This window comes from Paenibacillus sp. MDV22-iso6, from assembly GCF_058408365.1.
In genome coordinates, this window is sequence record NZ_JBZVDZ010000004.1 from 593,974 (window position 1) to 610,929 (window position 16,956).

General features: G+C 46.4%; 17 protein-coding genes. 1 reads left to right on the forward strand and 16 read right to left on the reverse strand.

Annotation, left to right across the window (positions count from 1 at the left end; translation table 11 throughout):
- Positions 1 to 33: 33 nt before the first annotated feature.
- The 14 genes from AC4PM4_RS14700 to cymR all read right to left on the reverse strand — a co-directional run bounded on the left by AC4PM4_RS14700 (position 34) and on the right by cymR (position 14,604).
- A complete protein-coding gene (locus tag AC4PM4_RS14700; protein WP_491613932.1) occupies positions 34 to 2,316 on the reverse strand; it encodes a methyl-accepting chemotaxis protein in 2,283 nt (760 codons plus the stop codon).
- Positions 2,317 to 2,551: 235 nt separating this feature from the next.
- On the reverse strand, positions 2,552 to 3,880 hold the full coding sequence (locus AC4PM4_RS14705) for a peptidase U32 family protein (protein ID WP_064635863.1): 1,329 nt from the start codon (positions 3,878 to 3,880) through the stop codon (positions 2,552 to 2,554).
- A 17-nt stretch (positions 3,881 to 3,897) separates the two neighbouring features.
- Positions 3,898 to 4,827, reverse strand: a complete 930-nt coding sequence (locus AC4PM4_RS14710; protein WP_491613933.1) for a peptidase U32 family protein — start codon at positions 4,825 to 4,827, stop codon at positions 3,898 to 3,900.
- Positions 4,828 to 4,842: 15 nt separating this feature from the next.
- Positions 4,843 to 5,883, reverse strand: a complete 1,041-nt coding sequence (gene mltG, locus AC4PM4_RS14715; protein WP_491613934.1) for an endolytic transglycosylase MltG — start codon at positions 5,881 to 5,883, stop codon at positions 4,843 to 4,845.
- Positions 5,884 to 5,958: 75 nt separating this feature from the next.
- Positions 5,959 to 6,273 carry a DUF1292 domain-containing protein gene (locus AC4PM4_RS14720; RefSeq protein ID WP_024633076.1) on the reverse strand — a complete coding sequence of 105 codons (315 nt, stop codon included), beginning with the start codon at positions 6,271 to 6,273 and terminating at the stop codon, positions 5,959 to 5,961.
- Positions 6,274 to 6,573, reverse strand: coding sequence for a DUF1292 domain-containing protein (locus tag AC4PM4_RS14725; RefSeq protein ID WP_024633075.1), 300 nt, complete (start codon positions 6,571 to 6,573; stop codon positions 6,274 to 6,276).
- Between the two features lie 12 nt (positions 6,574 to 6,585).
- The gene (gene ruvX / locus AC4PM4_RS14730) at positions 6,586 to 7,002 is read right to left on the reverse strand and encodes a Holliday junction resolvase RuvX (protein ID WP_063566850.1); all 417 of its coding nucleotides are present in this window, start codon (positions 7,000 to 7,002) and stop codon (positions 6,586 to 6,588) included.
- A gap of 125 nt (positions 7,003 to 7,127) precedes the next feature.
- Positions 7,128 to 7,388 carry an IreB family regulatory phosphoprotein gene (locus AC4PM4_RS14735; protein ID WP_024633073.1) on the reverse strand — a complete coding sequence of 87 codons (261 nt, stop codon included), beginning with the start codon at positions 7,386 to 7,388 and terminating at the stop codon, positions 7,128 to 7,130.
- Positions 7,389 to 7,630: 242 nt separating this feature from the next.
- A complete protein-coding gene (gene alaS, locus AC4PM4_RS14740; RefSeq protein WP_072734757.1) occupies positions 7,631 to 10,261 on the reverse strand; it encodes an alanine--tRNA ligase in 2,631 nt (876 codons plus the stop codon).
- 421 nt (positions 10,262 to 10,682) lie between these two features.
- Positions 10,683 to 11,750: an AI-2E family transporter gene (locus tag AC4PM4_RS14745; protein ID WP_063566848.1), complete on the reverse strand. Its 1,068-nt coding sequence runs from the start codon at positions 11,748 to 11,750 to the stop codon at positions 10,683 to 10,685.
- Between the two features lie 251 nt (positions 11,751 to 12,001).
- Entirely contained in the window at positions 12,002 to 12,211 is a 210-nt protein-coding gene (locus AC4PM4_RS14750; protein WP_024633070.1) for a YrzR-like zinc ribbon domain, read from the reverse strand.
- 10 nt (positions 12,212 to 12,221) lie between these two features.
- Entirely contained in the window at positions 12,222 to 12,743 is a 522-nt protein-coding gene (locus tag AC4PM4_RS14755; protein WP_024633069.1) for a PRC-barrel domain-containing protein, read from the reverse strand.
- 164 nt (positions 12,744 to 12,907) lie between these two features.
- Positions 12,908 to 14,059: a cysteine desulfurase family protein gene (locus AC4PM4_RS14760; RefSeq protein ID WP_491613935.1), complete on the reverse strand. Its 1,152-nt coding sequence runs from the start codon at positions 14,057 to 14,059 to the stop codon at positions 12,908 to 12,910.
- 125 nt (positions 14,060 to 14,184) lie between these two features.
- On the reverse strand, positions 14,185 to 14,604 hold the full coding sequence (gene cymR / locus AC4PM4_RS14765; protein ID WP_063566846.1) for a cysteine metabolism transcriptional regulator CymR: 420 nt from the start codon (positions 14,602 to 14,604) through the stop codon (positions 14,185 to 14,187).
- Positions 14,605 to 14,927: 323 nt separating this feature from the next.
- Between cymR and mnmA the strand changes: the two genes are divergently transcribed.
- Entirely contained in the window at positions 14,928 to 16,052 is a 1,125-nt protein-coding gene (mnmA, locus tag AC4PM4_RS14770; RefSeq protein ID WP_063566845.1) for a tRNA 2-thiouridine(34) synthase MnmA, read from the forward strand.
- A gap of 141 nt (positions 16,053 to 16,193) precedes the next feature.
- Here mnmA and crcB (AC4PM4_RS14775) read toward each other — a convergent pair whose 3' ends face one another.
- Positions 16,194 to 16,553: a fluoride efflux transporter CrcB gene (gene crcB, locus AC4PM4_RS14775; RefSeq protein ID WP_491613936.1), complete on the reverse strand. Its 360-nt coding sequence runs from the start codon at positions 16,551 to 16,553 to the stop codon at positions 16,194 to 16,196.
- Complete coding sequence (gene crcB / locus AC4PM4_RS14780) at positions 16,550 to 16,951, reverse strand: fluoride efflux transporter CrcB (protein WP_491613937.1); 402 nt, start codon at positions 16,949 to 16,951, stop codon at positions 16,550 to 16,552. Before crcB (AC4PM4_RS14780) ends, crcB (AC4PM4_RS14775) begins: the two co-directional genes overlap by 4 nt.
- Positions 16,952 to 16,956: the final 5 nt, after the last annotated feature.

Here is a 16,956-nt window from a genome sequence, read left to right on the forward strand (position 1 = left end):
ACAGGCTTCTCAAATGAAGCAAACAGGTTCAAATTAGACTGTAAAGCGAGACAATGTATCTTTCAATTCTGTCGATACATTCTCTAGTTTTGCTGACAAATTCACCAGTTGGTTGCTGATATTTTGTTGTTCACTGCTCAAGGAGGCAACTTCCTGGGACGTTGCAGAAGATTGTTCAGCTACTGCGCTGACATTACTCATCGCTTCGGACAACGTACCTTGAGATTGATTCAAATCTCCGATTGAGCCGGTGACCATGCTCAGACTCTCAACAAAAGCACCCATTTGTTGCTGTACTGAAGCAAATATTACATTGGTATCTTTTACGGCATCCATCTGTTCCTTAAATAATGGATAAGCTGCAGACAGTTGATCTACCGTCTCATTCATTTCGGTCATAATCTTGTCTGTAATGTCGCCGACCATATCAATGGACTGTCTTGATTGTTCAGCCAACTGACGAACCTCATTTGCTACCACCATGAACCCGCGTCCAGCTGTACCAGCACGAGCGGCTTCAATTGTTGCATTCAAGGAGAGAATGTTCGTTTGTTTGGTAATATTCTGCATGACGTCAAGCACCTTCAGAACAGAGGATGTGCTCTCTTTCAAGGAATCCACTTTGTTCACCAACGCACCAATCATTTCTTCTGTCTTCTGTGTTTTGGTCATCAACTGGTTCAGATGCTGTGTACCTGTCTGACTGGATTTCTCTACATGGCGGGCTGAATCACCCATTTGTTCATTTGCGGCGACCACACTCTCCATCTGACGGGAGATATTGTCGGTCAATTCGTTTCCACGCTCCGCTTCTGTTGCCAAACTGCTTGCTCCACCTGCAATTTCTTCAGTGGCAACGGCAATCTCTGAAGCAGAGACTGCTGTTTTCTTGGATGCACTGCTTAGCTCAGAAGCAGTATCCAATACTTCCTGTGCAGATCGGTTGGTTTGCTCCACGAGTTTCGTAATTTGCTCCATCATCAGATTGAATGCAGCCGATAATTGGCCAATTTCATCCTGGGAGCTATAAGGTGTACGCACCTTGAGGTTCCCTTTTGCACCTTCTTGCATCAGATCTTTCAATTTGCCCATTGGGCGGGCAATCATACGAACCATCCAAATACCGATCAGTATCGCAATAACGGCATCAATCAATGCCATCCACAAAGTCAGTGTAAGAATACCCTTGGCATCTTTCACCAGGATCGAAGTTGGAACCATCCCAATCAGTTTCCAATCGGATGTATCCATGGTGCTGTATGACGCCAGCATATTGGTTGAATTTCCATCCACCGTATACTCCGTATTCGTGCTGCCGGATTTTTCTTTCAACTCTTTTATAAAAGCCAAATCCGTATCTTTTCCTGTACGATCAGCAATCGTTGAAGCTACAACCTTGTTGTCCGGAGCAATGAGCTGGAGGACTGCGCCTTCACCCAAGTCAAGTGATTTCAATTGCTGCTCCAGAACCTCCAATTTCAATTCAATGATTAACACATAGGACTGGGTTGTCCCTTGCAGGTTCTTCATTGAACGGGCAATTCGGAACGTTGGTGTGCTACCATCCTCTTTGACTTCCGTTGGAAGCCAGCGATATCCACCTGCTTGTACCAACTCGTCGTACCAACTCTCATTCCGAATGTCGCCCATGGAAGAACTGCTGTTACCTGTGCCCATTGTAGATCTTGTTTCGTCTGTAGGCACAAGATAAATCGCTTCCATAGATTTATTCGTAAAAGCAATATTCGATAATTGTTTGTTGATGGAGCTTGAATTCACAAACGTATCATATGCTGACAAATTCTTATCAGACATCTTTTGAAGCAAGGACTGCATTTCCGGATCGAAGAAAATTTGTGTAGATGTGTCTACAAACCGTTCCAGGATAATGTCCATTTTTTGTTTGGTTTGTTCAATCGTTTCCTGATTTGATCGGGATGCATTCTTCTCAATCGTATCTTTGGCTTTAGCATAGGATAATAGACCTAAACCAATAACAAAAAACATGATTCCTACAAAAAAGACCAAAAACAGCTTAACGCCTACCGATTTAACCGGATTAGCCTTCTTAATCTGTGTAAACGTGGTTCCCCCAACATCTTTCCAGTTTTGATTCTTCAACTGGTTTTTGGTCTTGTTCCACCCTGACCTCAGATTACCTGAGTCTAATTTAAAAGCCTTTCTGCTTGAAGTATCCCCTGTCTTACTTTTCATTACTTTTTCTTTCTTTACTTTCTGAACCTTCTCGGGCTTAACCTTCTCGGGTATTTTCAACTCTTCCCCACTGTCCTTCTGCTTCTTTTGAACCAATCCCATTCACCTGCCAGTAATTTACTTGTTGGATTTTTCTTTCTCTCCCCTATAAATATGTAGTATTCGACAGCTTTCTCCTTTCCCCTTTCGTTTTTTCGAAATTTATTACAACTTTTTTCCTATTTTTCTATAAAAAAAAGACCCCCATATACCGATATACGGAGGTCAAATTTGTAAATTTTATAACACTATATTGTTAAAACATAATATTATTTTGTTAAAAACTAGGCATTTGAACCTACTTCTTTTTTCTCATCATATCAAAGTAGGAAACAGGTTGATCCACCTTCATTTTTACACGCTGTAACGGGTGACGAGCTGCATCGAGCACATTGCCTTCTTCATCCTGCAGTTCCCCAACCACTTGTTTGAAAAAGTGGCCTCCCGGACCGAAAAATTCGATTTCCTGTCCAGGTTTGAAATGATTACGCTGTTGAATGGTCGCCATTCCTGTAGCCGCATCATAGTCCATCACCAATCCAGCAAAGTCAAAAGGTACCGCTTTTTCTTCCGGTTCATAGATGTGGTCCTCATGATCCGGTGTATCATAGAAAAATCCGGTATTCAGTGGACGATTCGCTGCCTTGTTCATTTCCTCTACCCACTCAGGCTTCAATACATAGTTCTCCGGGTCAGCCATATAAGAATCAATAGCTTGACGATATACGTTAACCACGGTAGCCACGTAGTGAATCGACTTCATGCGTCCTTCGATTTTGAAACTATCCACACCAACATCAATCAGCTCAGGAATATGCCCAATCATGCACAGATCCTTCGAACCCATGGAAAAAGAATTGTCCTGCTCCTGAAATAGGGGTAGCTGGTTCTCTCCCAATTTGAATGGTGCAGGTGCCTGCAGTTGCATTTCTTCTTCGCTGACCCACACGGTATCTTCCCGGGCATCTTCAAAGAGATCATACTTCCAGCGGCAGGATTGGCAGCAGCCACCCCGGTTGGAGTCCCGATCCGTAAAATGGTTGGACAACACACAACGTCCGGAATATGACGAGCACATCGCTCCATGAATAAAGGCTTCGATCTCGATATCCACATTGGCTTTGATTTCTTCAATTTCTTCAAAGCTTGTCTCACGTCCGAGAACGACGCGTGGAAGACCTTCATCCTTCCAGAACTTCACAGCTTGCCAGTTCAGAGTGGATTGTTGTGTACTCAAATGCACTTCCAGACCCGGTACGGCACGCTGAGCCACTTCAATAATTGCTGGATCTGCTACGATAATAGCTGCAATTCCTGCATCATACAAGTTTTGCAAATACGCTTGAATGCCTTCGATATCTTCATTATGCGCATAAATATTGGTTGCCACGAAAACTTTGGCTCCATATTTTTTGGCGAATTCCACACCCTCGCGCATCTCTTCAAAGCTAAAGTTATCCGCGTTGGAACGCAATCCGTATGCCTGTCCACCGATATACACAGCATCTGCACCATAATGGATTGCAAATTTAAGTTTTTCCAGGTTGCCCGCCGGAGCGAGCAGCTCCGGTTTGTCCAGACGGTTACGTTTACCCGAGAACTTCCGCTGTACCGCCACTGTTTCCATGTTGTTCACCTCGTCTATTAATACACCTGTTCTTTATAGAAAAATCCAAACGACAATTCCCGTTCAGGGTCCTGCAACTGACGAACCTCGTCCAGCCATTCTTCACAAAATGCATAAGCATCGGCATCAGCTGCATAACTGTCCAGAGCTATACGGTATGCACGTACAACAGCTTCGTTATACGCAAGCGATTTTAACATGCCTTCGATTTTGAAGCTGTGTACCCCGGCCTCCATCAACAGATGAAGATCTTCGAGAATACAAATATCCTCCGAACTCATGATGTGAGTTCCGTTCAGATCTTCATAGATCGGGAACTTCTCATCCCGGCGTTCAGCCTCGATCAGAAATAAACCACGCTCTTTACCCAAATGCCCCTCTACAGGACGCCCCTGATGGGACATATAACTTTGCACCAGACTCCGTTTGGAATGATAAATGTTCGTCATGCCATGTACCTGAACCTGAGCTTCCACCTTCAGAAATGGAACCATCTCTGTAAGCTCGTCCATATTCAGCTCCCGAGCAAGCACGACACGACTCGCTCCTTTAGTTCCCCAGTAGTTGGCTGTTGCATAGTTGGTCGATGTCATCTCAGCGTTCCAGTGCAGCTGGATATGCGGAGCATGCTCCTTAATAGCGGCGAGCACAGATGGATCGTTGAACTCCACCCCATGTACACCGACTTTACCCAGTGCTTGAACATATTCAGGTAATTCCTTTAGCAGCTCGTTGGACATCAGATTGTTCATGGACACGTATACACGAGCCTGATGTTTCACTGCAACGGCAACGACCTCTGCTGTTTCTTCCACACTGAAGCTGCCGGGAAGACGCATGCCGAAGCGATCATCCCCAATTAACAAAGCATCTGCTCCTGCTTGGAGCAGCACCTCTGCCTCTTTCACATTTGCCGCCGTAACGAGCAGTTCATGTTTCGTACTCATATACATCCCCTCCGCTTATTGCGCAGCCTTACTTTTGGCTATATTTTGCTGATGTTCCTTATACGTTTTGGCAAACAGATGTCCAGACGAGCCATCCTTTTTCGTCACATAGAACAGATACTCCGAAGCTTCCGGATTTAGCGCTGCCTCAATGGACGGAAGACTTGGACTGGCAATTGGACCTGGTGGCAAGCCTTTATTCAGATACGTATTATAGGGACTTTGCACCTTTAGATCCTTGAAAAACAACCGCTCCTTCGGCTTGTCGAGCAGATATTGCACGGTAGCATCAATCTCTAGCTTCATATCCTGATTAATCCGATTGTAGATTACACCTGCAACCAGAGCACGTTCCTCATCCACTACAACTTCTTTCTCCACCAGTGACGCAATGGTCAGCAGTTCATGCAGGGAAAGGTTCTTCTCTTGGAGCTTGGCTTCCAAATCAGGAATGGAATTAATCTTGGTCTGAAATTCTTCCAGCATCCGTTGCATCACATCATGCGTGGAACTTCCCTTTTTCAGCTCATACGTTTCCGGGAACAGATACCCTTCCAATACGTAGCGAAGTTCTTCATCCACTGGAATATTTTTGACGATATCTACATCAAAGGCCGAAGGATCATTAGCCAGCTTGATGAATTCATCTCGATCTACGACATGCTCATAAGAAAGCTTACCCGCCATTTGCAGAATGGTATAACCCTCCGGAATCGTAAATTTCACCATTTCCTCCGGCACAACTTCGCCACTACTCAACTTGCTAACAATCTCATCATATGTCACGCCAGGATTCATAGAATATGTACCCGCCATGAAATTAGAACCTAGGTTTTTCCACTTTAAATACCCTTTAAATGTTAACCCGCTTCGAATGAGGCCTTCCTCTTGAAGCCGATCCGCGATTTTCGAAGTTCCCGATCCGCTCTTAATCTCGAATACGACCGGTTCTGTAGAAGCTTCCACGGGACGCATCATACTCCATACGTAACCGCCTGCGCCTCCGGCAAGAACTACAATGATAAGCAGTATGACTACTATTGCTTTCCCTTTCAAAAAAGAAACAACTCCTTTACACAACCAAAAAGAGCGGACTTCTCCGCCCTCCCGGTTTCTTCAATTTGAAGCTGATTAATCTTCGTCAATGGGGAGTGTACATTCATCATACAGTTCCGAGATGTTCTCCCACTCATCATCATCGTCAATCGTAACTAATTCCGGCATGATCTGGCCTTCACTTCCCGGTAAAACCCGCAGAAGTTCAACTTCGTCATAAGGACGTAATGAACTGCGGAGCACCGCATACTGTTGGCCCTTCACTTCAAACTCAGCCAACAGGTCATACGGATGCGATTTACCGTTCTCTTCTTCCAGCTCAACGTGAGCACCAAAAGCCAGACGCAGCGAATCTGTCCATTTCAAGTCTTCGCGGCTGTATTCTGTCATTTAGTTCGCTTCCTCTTCATCTTCTGCAAGAAATGTATTAAACGTCTCCTCGACGATATCCCATTCGGCATCATCTTGGATGACGAAAAGTTTAATATCGTCGCCCTCTTCTTCATAACGGAATGCATAAACATCCGTCTCTCCATCTTCGGGTTCAACCGGAGCAACCATCATGTACTTGGCCTCCGAACCGTCCACTTCGAATTTCATGATGACTTCGAATTCCTCTTCATTACCCTCGTCATCCGCAATGTAAATAATCTCCGATTCTTCTTCCATACCCAGTTGATCTTCAGCCATTGTTGATCCCCCTCACCTTTTACTATTGGCATCCAAATAATTTTGCAAAATCAAGCTTGCGGCCATTTTGTCCACAACCTGCTTGCGTTTTTTGCGACTGACATCCGCTTCAAGCAACGTTCGTTCTGCTGCCATGGTTGTCAGCCGTTCATCCCAAAGGTGAACAGGTAAATTCAGTTCGCCCCGCAGGCGGTCGGCAAAAGCGATGCATATTTCACCACGCGGCCCTACGGTGCCGTTCATGTTTTTGGGAAGTCCGACTACGATCTCGCCAATCTCATGCTCACGCACAAGTTCAGCAATCCGAACGAACTCACCTTCATCCCGGCGGCGTTCAAGTACTTCCAATCCCTGGGCAGTCCAACCGAAGGCGTCACTAGCGGCAACTCCGATTCTTCGGTCCCCATAGTCCAAACCTAATATTTTCATCCATGCTCTCCCATCCTCAAGCCTGCTTAGGTCGATTAATAATCGCCTTCTCAAGCTTCAGGCTGTCTTCTGTCGGTTCATTTCCCGCTGCCTGCATAGCTGCATCACAGCGGAAGCGATGTACATTACCGGTGATTGGCCAGATAAGAACGAACAAGCTCTTCAATCAGCTCATCACGCTCTTTTTTACGGACCAGACTGCGTGCATTGTTGTGACGAGGGATGTATGCGGGGTCTCCAGAAATCAGATACCCGACAATCTGGTTAATAGGATTATACTCCTTATCCACCAGTGCATCATATACCGTGAGAAGAATCTCTTTGGAGGATGCTTCCTGCTCGTCGGCTTTCACATTAAATTTAACCGTCTTATCCATGGAGTCCATTGATGACACCTCGCTCCTGCATGAACATGGGGACCATGTCCTGCCGAATTGATTTCTGCTTATATAATAACATATTCTGACTGCCACAAGTAAACAAAGGATAAGCCAATTGTGTTTTTTGCTTGTCCTTTACTGGCTTCAGCATATTGCATCATTCGATTCCACTCGCTCTTGGGTACAAAATATAAACGAACAGAACCATTTCGATTTATATTTTGAAGATTGAAAGCCGCTCAATGGATTTATGCAATATGCCCGCTAACCAGTGAAACCGCCAGTTTCAACGCTTCATCCAGCTTGCTTGCATCCTTGCCGCCGGCTTGCGCCATATCAGGACGTCCGCCACCTCCGCCGCCGCATACTGCCGCAACTTCCTTGACGATTTTACCTGCATGCAGCCCTTGTTTTACTTGTTCAGCAGGGACAGCTACAACAAAATTCACTTTGCCGTCAGATGGAGCACCCAGTACGAGTACTGCATTAGGCAGTTTTACTTTCAATTCATCAGCCACTGTACGCAGTGCATCCATGTTCGGAGCATCCACACGAGCTGCAAGCAATTGTGTATTTCCTGCTTGTACCACTTGATCTGTCAATGCGCCTGCTTCCATGGCACTCAGTTTGCTTTGCAGTGATTCAGTCTCTCTCGCAGCTTCTTTCAATTGCTGATTCAGACCTTCAATGCGTTTAGGAACATCCGCCACATTTGCTTTGAGCAGGGATGCGGATTGTTTGAGCAATTCAAGCTGACTTTCTACATACAGATACGCGCCACGGCCAGTCACAGCTTCGATCCGACGTACGCCGGAGCCGATTCCGCTCTCGCTCACCAGCTTGAAGATACCAATCTCTGATGTATTGTTTACGTGACAGCCACCACAAAGTTCCAAACTATAGTCTCCGACTTGTACCACACGTACGATATCGCCGTATTTTTCACCGAACAGTGCCATTGCACCCATTTCTTTAGCTTCATCAATAGCTTTCAGTTCAATGTTTACGTTCAGACGATTCCAGATCTGTTCGTTTACCTGACGCTCGATCTCTGTTAATTCTTCCGGCGTAATACTGCCGAAGTGCGAGAAGTCAAAGCGCAGACGTTGAGGCTCTACGAGTGATCCTGCCTGATTGACATGCGTTCCGAGCACATCTTTGAGCGCTTTGTGCAGCAAATGAGTTGCGGTATGGTTTTTGATAATATCGCCGCGTTTGGACGCATCCACTTCAGCTTTAATCACATCACCCACACGCAGTTCACCGGACTCTACAGTCACCAGATGTACGTGTTGTCCCAGCGGAGCTTTGAACAGACCTTGCACTTTCGCCGTTACACTGGCTCCGCGCAGCAAGCCCTGGTCACTCACTTGTCCGCCACTTTCCGCATAGAACGGAGTCTTATCAAGGATGACCTGGCATGTCTGTCCTTCGCTTACGGAGTCTACCAGTGCGTCACCAGCAACGATGGCTACCACTTTTGCTTCCGTCAACAGGTCATTATAACCAACAAACTCGCTTTTAACCGCAAGATCGGCAAGCGGTCCGCCTTGAACCTTCATGCTCTCGCTTTCTTGGCGTCCTGCACGTCCCAGCTCACGCTGCTTCTGCATCGAAGCATCAAAACCTTCACGATCTACCGTCAGACCATGCTCTGCTGCATAATCTTCTGTCAGGTCAAACGGGAAACCGTACGTATCATATAGTTTGAACGCTTCAGGCCCGCTAATAACCGTACGTCCTTCGGACTTGGCTGTGCCGCTGATATCCGCAAGAATAGCCAGACCATCTGTGAGTGTTTCGTGGAAACGCTCTTCCTCGGTTTTGATCACTTTAGCGATAAACTCCTGTTTGTCCACGACTTCCGGGTAGTACATACCCATCACTTCACCAACAGTCGTTGTCAGTTCATATAGGAATGGACGGTCCAGTCCCAGTACTTTTCCGTAACGTACGGCACGGCGGAGCAAACGGCGAATGACATATCCGCGTCCTTCATTACTTGGCAGAACGCCATCACCCACAGCAAAGGCAACGGTCCGAATGTGGTCGGCAATGACTTTAAGTGCAACGTCAATCTCTACGCTGTCATTATATTTCACACCGGCAAGAGCCGCTGTTCTTTGAATCATTGGTTGGAACAGATCTGTGTCAAAGTTGGAATCCACATTTTGCAGAATGGATGCAAAGCGTTCCAGACCTGCGCCTGTATCAATATTTTTGTTCGGAAGCGGTGTATAGCTACCGTCCTTGTTGTGATTGAACTGGGAGAATACCAGGTTCCATACTTCGAGGTACCGTTCATTTTCCCCGCCTGGATACATCTCGGGATCATTCATGTCGTTGCCATAAGCTTCGCCGCGATCATAGAAGATTTCGGTACAAGGTCCACACGGACCTTCGCCGATATCCCAGAAGTTCTCATCCAGTTTGATGATACGCTCAGCAGGCAAGCCTACTTTTTCGTTCCACAGTTTGAAGGCTTCTTCGTCTTCCGGGTATACCGTTACGGAGAGACGTTCCGGATCAAAACCGATCCATTCTTTGCTTGTGAGAAATTCCCATGCCCAAGTAATCGTCTCTTCCTTGAAATAGTCTCCGATGGAGAAGTTACCGAGCATTTCGAAGAACGTATGGTGACGACGAGTTTTACCGACATTTTCAATATCGTTTGTACGAATACATTTTTGGGAGTTGGCAAGACGTGGATTCTCCGGTTTCTCCCGACCGTCAAAATACGGTTTCAACGGTGCCATACCCGCATTGATCCACAGAAGGGATGGATCATTATGAGGTACAAGCGATGCGCTTGGCTCGATTTTGTGACCTTTACTTGCAAAAAACTCTATCCATTTGGACCGGATTTCACTGGCTTTCATACGGAGTGCCCCCAATTAATTATAATAGTCCGGTGCGTATTCGCTCCGGGTTGTTAACAAGTAAAAATAAACACAAAAAACGCCCCTGATAGTCAGGGACGATTGTAATCGCGGTACCACCCTGGTTATTGCTGTTCATCCGCAGATGAAACAAACAATCTCCTCGTTGATGCGAAATAACGGTCGCTCCCGGCAGGGTTGTCCTGCACTCCGAAATTAGCTTTCCGCCGCTTCAACTTTCAAGACTCTTCCAGCCATCGGGCTCAGATTACATCTGATCCGAAGAAGTCTATTCTCTGAGGAAAGGAACCTCGGCGTACTTCATTTCATCATCGATTTCTTGTTCTAAACATACCCCTCCATTATATCGATATGCCTATATGGTGTCAACGCACCCTTTAGGACCAGACTGTTGCTACGATTAGTCCGTTCTTCTTTTGATGTAATAGGCAAAAAAGTGCTGCACAATGACCTTCAGAACAGCAAAAACTGGCACCGCTAGAATGAGACCTACTATGCCCGCCAGTTCGCCTCCCACAAGGAGCGCGAAGATAATCGACAACGGATGTAAATGCAAAGTCCGCCCTACCACCTGAGGGGAGATGACGTTGCTCTCCAGCACCTGGCACAGTGTGTTCACAATGACAACGAAGAGCACCATTTTGAACGATACCGTAGACGCCATCACCACTGCAGGAGCAGCTCCAAGAAACGGCCCCAAATAAGGCACGATGTTAAATACAGCGACAATGCTCGCGAGCAGCAGTGCATAAGGCATATCAATGACCATGTAACCAATGTAGGCAAAGATGCCCACAATCACACAGACGATAAATTGTCCGCGAATATAGTTTCCCAAGGCCGTGTCAATCTCTTTCATAACCGAAACAATGGCCTTGCGCCGTGAGCGGGGCAGGTACGCCACAATCGTACGCTCGAACACCTCAAAATCTTTTAACATATAGAAAATGAGAAATGGCACGATAAACACGTTGAACAACACATTAATGGTTGTCCCGATATTATCCATCAGCTTCGTGATCCCCTGGGTCAGCCGATCCTCCATCTGGAAAAACCAGCTGTTCATACCTGTACGCACACTTGGCGGCATCAATTTGTGATCCATATTGTTCATCAGACTCTGAGCACGCATCGACAGTTCAGGCATATGCTCGTTCAGTTCCTCCAACTGTTCAATCAACACCGGAATGACATTCATCAGGATGACCCCGATACAGGTTAGGAAAAAAGCATAGATTAACAGCACGGCAATGGTTCGAGGGACTTTGCGCCCTCCCAGCATGCTTACAATCGGATTGAGAACATAGGATATGATGAGGGCCACGATAAATGGTGCCAGCACTGTTTTCAAAAATCCATATATATGAAGCAGTAATGGCCGCAGCAGCCATATAAAATATAGAATAATCAATCCGAGTAGCAGCCAGATGGCATAACGGAACAGCTTGTTTTTGGTTAATTGTTCCACTTGCATCTCTCCCTTTTGGACTGGCTCTGAAAGTCAGTATATGTAAGGAAGGGAATATTTATTAACACACAAAAAAAGCGTCTCCTTCATAACGAAGGAGACGCATCTTGTGATCCGGGTTAGCATATATTCATACAAGTTCCCTTGAACCACTATGTAACCGCAGCTATATACATATGTCATCATTTCATGACAACATTCAATGACAGTCTTTGTCATGAAACCGCATATAGAAGAAGTTATGCTTCTTACTAAGAAGAAGCATGAAGATGAGGGAAGTCTTGCGGCAGCTCTTCCCCGAAGAACAGATCATCGAGGGAGCTGAGCGTGCCATCTTCTTCCACTTGGTATACGGACATTTTCTCACCGTTCACTGTTAATTCGATAAAGCATCCCCAGCAATAAAACTGGTGGGAACCGATTTTCCCAATATCTTTGGAACTACAGTTTGGACATTTCATATTCATTCACCTATCCATTAACAGAATGAATGGCATTTTCCAAGCGCTGTTCACTCAGCGGCGGCACCATAATGGCACTTTCCCCAATAGACATATCGCTTGTACATGGCAGCCATTTGCGGCCCTCAATCAAATCGGACACAAAACCGTCCGTAATTTCAATCCCTATTATTGTATTTCCCAACTCCTGGTCAAAATAAACATCAGAGACACGTCCAAGCAGCAAACCTTCTTCGGTGAGCACGGACATCTCCTTCAATTTAGACTGGCCGAGGAGGTACGTGTGTTTTATGTCGTCGGCTCCCGTTTTGCGGACAGCCTGTTGATTACGGATCATGACGGCATCTTCGCCGTAGGCAACGATATCTTGCCACTGCACGATTTTGACATGACTGGTAAACAGGCCTTTGTTTTCAAGTTCAATGCCTTCAATTTTCCAATCGTCATTCACAATGAAATCCTGGATTTTACCGACCTGCTTCCCATCCTCAACGTCAAAAACGGCAAGTCCGATCATTTCCTGAAGCTTCATCGCAGGGTCCCCCTCATCTTCTTATCATTAAATAGTCGCGGCGCTATTGCTAGGTATGCCCAAAGTTGATGAGTGGCAATCAGACGCCGATCATCAAAACCGCTTCTATCCAACCGATGAAATGGAACTTCTTCCCTCCTTCTGTTCCATGTGCAAAGAGCCCCTTAGGCTCTATTACGCAGTCGCCCAAGAATGGTTCCAATTTTTTCGGCGGTTATCATGATTTCTTCCGTAGTATTACCCAACCCCCAGCTAAAACGAATCGCGGAATGCAAAAATGTCTCCGGCAGCTTCATCGCTTTGAGTACATGGGATACTTCGAGGGAACCGGAAGTACATGCCGAACCGCTCGCAACTGCGATGCCTTCCATATCCAGATTCATGAGCATCGTCTCTGTGGAAACTTCCGGAAAGCTGATGTTCAGGATATTGGGCAGCGTAAATTCCGGATGTCCGTTGACATGAAAATGCTCCGCCCCTACATGCTGCTCCAGTTGTTCCAGAAGTACTGATCGCAATGCCAAATCATGTTCACGGCGCGCATCCGCTTGTTCTCCTGATATTTTCAACGCCTCCGCAAAACCAGCGATACCCGCTATATTCTCGGTACCCGCCCGTCGTTGCCGTTCCTGAAGGCCACCATGAGATCTCGCTTCCAGTACAATTCCGCGTCGTACGTATAGTGCACCCACGCCTTGAGGGCCATTAATTTTATGAGCAGAGAAGCTGATCAGATCCACAGGCAGTTCCTTGCAGGAAATTTCCTGGGTGCCAAGAGCCTGAACTGCATCGGTATGGAACAAAATATCATGTTGACGAGCTAGTTCACCAATTTCGCGGATAGGCTGAATCGTACCCACTTCATTATTGGCATACATCATGGTGATCAGCACTGTATCTGGCCGGATGGCATCTTTCAGCTCTTCCAGACGTATTCTCCCGTACTCATCTACAGGCAAATAGGTCACGTCATAGCCTTGTCGCTCCAGCTCCTGACAAGTATGCAGTACCGCATGATGCTCAATGGCCGTTGTAATGATGTGCCGTCCCCGTTCATTTCTCGCTGAAACTGCGCCAAATATCGCCAGATTGTCACTTTCCGTGCCGCCTCCGGTAAATACGAGTTCATCTGGGAAACAACCCAAAGACGCCGCAATGACATCCCTTGCTCCACTGACGGTCCGTTTGGCTTCACGCCCAAAGGCATGGATACTTGATGCATTGCCATATTGCCCTGTCATAACTTTCATCATCGCTTCCGCGACTTGTGGGTGCATAGGTGTCGATGCGGCGTGATCCAAATATATTCTTTTCATTGATTTCACCCCGTTATATGTTGGACTTCCATATTTTCAAACCATTAAAGAAGCTTGTTGCACGGCTAAAGCCCCCAAATATGGGGGCTTTAGTGTGTCGTCTGTGATGCTCATCATCAACTATATTAGATATAGAACATGTAGCTGTCTTTTTGCTCCTGATCCTGGAATGTAATCAGATCCTTCAGCGTTGTTGAATCCAATACTTCTGCAATGCCATCACGGATGCGCAACCACAAATCGCGCTTCGCCGGATCATCTTCCTCCGTGAAATCCACTGGAGAGATTGGACCTTCCAGTACACGAATAACATCCCCTGCCGTTACGGTAGCAGGATCGCCTGCCAGAATGTAACCGCCGTAGGCGCCACGGATACTCTTGACCAGTCCTGCATTACGCAGGGGAGCGATCAATTGCTCCAGATAATGCTCCGAGAGCTGGTTGCGCTCGGCAATACTTTTCAAAGATGTAGGGCCTTCGCCTGTTCTGGCTGCCAGCTCCATCATGATTGTGAGCCCATAACGGCCCTTTGTCGATATTTTCAAAGGAGTCACCTCTTTCAATTTTCGAAAAAACAAGTTGTAAAACATAAAATAACAGGATGTGGTCCAAGACCGTCTTTCTAGGATCCGCCACAGCGGGATATGAAAAATACAGACCTAGTCCCTCTAATCCTCCGTATTCCGATCATAACCCTCAGCTAATGTTAACATATCTGCATGCTTTATGGAAAAAAAAGATTGACGAAATTCCAAAATGTGCGCCTGTGGTGGACACTATCCAAAGTTGGCCGGGTGTATCGTAACTTGAGTCCGGTTATGCTAGAATAAGAAACGAAACACATTTATATAGAGAAATGGTGATAACGATGTCCAAAACAATTGAAAATACACGGGTCGTCGTTGGCATGTCCGGAGGTGTCGATTCTTCCGTCACCGCACTGCTGCTGAAGGAGCAGGGTTACGATGTCATCGGCATTTTCATGAAAAACTGGGATGACACGGACGAGTTCGGCCACTGTACTGCTGAAGAAGATTCAGAGGACGTACGCCGGGTTTGCGAACAGATCGGCATTCCTTACTACACTGTCAACTTCGAGAAAGAGTACTTTGATAAAGTATTTTCCTATTTCCTTGATGAATATAAGTCGGGTCGGACTCCGAATCCTGATGTCATGTGTAATCGTGAGATCAAATTCGGCGAATTCCTGAACAAAGCACTGGATCTCGGCGCTGATTATGTGGCTACAGGCCACTATGCTCGCCTCATTGAAGAAGATGGAACGTTCAAACTGCTGCGCGGTGTGGACAGTAACAAAGACCAAACGTACTTCCTCAATGCACTGAATCAGAACCAGCTGTCCAAAGCCATGTTCCCGATTGGTCATCTTCCAAAACCGGAAGTGCGCAAGATTGCAGAAGCAGCTGGCCTGTACACCGCGAAGAAAAAAGATAGCACAGGTGTCTGCTTCATCGGCGAGCGCAACTTCAAAGAGTTTCTGAGCAACTATCTTCCTGCCAAAGGTGGAGACATGGTTGATATTGCAACCGGAGAAGTGAAGGGCCGTCATGATGGTCTGATGTACTATACGCTTGGACAACGTCAAGGTCTCGGCATTGGCGGTTCCGGTAATGGTGAACCCTGGTTCGTGGCAGACAAGGATTTGGAGAAAAATCAACTGCTTGTCGTTCAAGGCGATGCACATGCAAGCCTGTATTCAACCGGTCTGACTGCAACAGGTGTAAACTGGATCGCAGGTGCAGCACACATGCCTAACGTACCATTCCGTTGTACAGCCAAATTCCGCTATCGTCAGCCGGATCAGGGTGTAACCCTGACATGGCAGGAAGATGGCAGCGTGGATGTACAGTTTGACCAACAGCAAAAAGCGATCACGCCAGGTCAAGCCGTTGTGTTTTATGATGGAGAAGTGTGTCTCGGCGGCGGAACGATCGATCAGGTTCAAAAAGTGCCTGTACCGGCGCTGCAATAGATTCAATAACAGAAATGAATCCTTCCCCATATGGATTTTGCACAATACCCTGTATTCCTATAACAAAAGCCATCTTTCATGTATACCATGACGGATGGCTTTTTTCCTTCTTTTTCCTGCAAAAAAAATAATTATTTTCACTTATGCAGCCAGCCACACTCCTGCAAAAGAAGCCGCAACCCCCAGCAGTACCGAACTGATGACGTATAAAACTGCTCTTAAGTAACGTTCCTGCCCCATCAGACCGAGGGTCTCATATCCAAATGTAGAGAATGTGGTATACGCTCCGCAAAATCCAGTCCCCCCTATCACCCAGACTTCGTCAGGGATTGAAGCTGACTGATGCCAGCCATAGAGCAATCCAAGTAACAGAGAACCACTGATATTAATGACCCATGTCCCCCATGGGAAGGCCGTTCGGAGCGAACCGGATATCCATCTACCCAAACTGTAGCGGAGCACTGCACCCAACATTCCTGCAAGACCAATCCAGATGATCATGGTGCAACACCATCCTGCGTCGGTTTACCCAGCATTCGCTGTCCAACTTTAATCCCCAATGCACACAGCAATAATCCTGCAAATACACTCACAACGAGGTATATAACAGCCTTACCCCACATTCCTCCCTCGGATAAACGGACCATATCGAGAGTAAAGGTGGAGAATGTGGTGAATGCCCCAGTAAATCCCGTACCAATTGCAAGACGAAGTTGAGGCGTTATTTTACCTGGAACAGCTATGGTGAAGAACCAACCCAAAAACAGGCTCCCGATGGCATTGATCAGCAGCACTGCCCAAGGGAAGCCCTCATTGGCTGCTGGCATCCATAACTGTATCCCATATCGGCATAATGTACCCAAAATCCCACCGATTCCAATATAGAATATTTCTTTCATCGTAC

Coding starts and splice junctions, on each gene's coding strand:
- AC4PM4_RS14700 (WP_491613932.1), bottom strand. CDS start 2,316: ATGGGATTGGTTCAAAAGAAGCAGAAGGACAGTGGGGAAGAGTTGAAA.
- AC4PM4_RS14705 (WP_064635863.1), bottom strand. CDS start 3,880: ATGGAAACAGTGGCGGTACAGCGGAAGTTCTCGGGTAAACGTAACCGT.
- AC4PM4_RS14710 (WP_491613933.1), bottom strand. CDS start 4,827: ATGAGTACGAAACATGAACTGCTCGTTACGGCGGCAAATGTGAAAGAG.
- AC4PM4_RS14720 (WP_024633076.1), bottom strand. CDS start 6,273: ATGACAGAATACAGCCGCGAAGACTTGAAATGGACAGATTCGCTGCGT.
- AC4PM4_RS14725 (WP_024633075.1), bottom strand. CDS start 6,573: ATGGCTGAAGATCAACTGGGTATGGAAGAAGAATCGGAGATTATTTAC.
- ruvX (WP_063566850.1), bottom strand. CDS start 7,002: ATGAAAATATTAGGTTTGGACTATGGGGACCGAAGAATCGGAGTTGCC.
- AC4PM4_RS14735 (WP_024633073.1), bottom strand. CDS start 7,388: ATGGACTCCATGGATAAGACGGTTAAATTTAATGTGAAAGCCGACGAG.
- alaS (WP_072734757.1), bottom strand. CDS start 10,261: ATGAAAGCCAGTGAAATCCGGTCCAAATGGATAGAGTTTTTTGCAAGT.
- AC4PM4_RS14750 (WP_024633070.1), bottom strand. CDS start 12,211: ATGAAATGTCCAAACTGTAGTTCCAAAGATATTGGGAAAATCGGTTCC.
- AC4PM4_RS14755 (WP_024633069.1), bottom strand. CDS start 12,743: ATGAAGCTTCAGGAAATGATCGGACTTGCCGTTTTTGACGTTGAGGAT.
- AC4PM4_RS14760 (WP_491613935.1), bottom strand. CDS start 14,059: ATGAAAAGAATATATTTGGATCACGCCGCATCGACACCTATGCACCCA.
- mnmA (WP_063566845.1), top strand. CDS start 14,928: ATGTCCAAAACAATTGAAAATACACGGGTCGTCGTTGGCATGTCCGGA.
- crcB (WP_491613936.1), bottom strand. CDS start 16,553: ATGATCATCTGGATTGGTCTTGCAGGAATGTTGGGTGCAGTGCTCCGC.
- crcB (WP_491613937.1), bottom strand. CDS start 16,951: ATGAAAGAAATATTCTATATTGGAATCGGTGGGATTTTGGGTACATTA.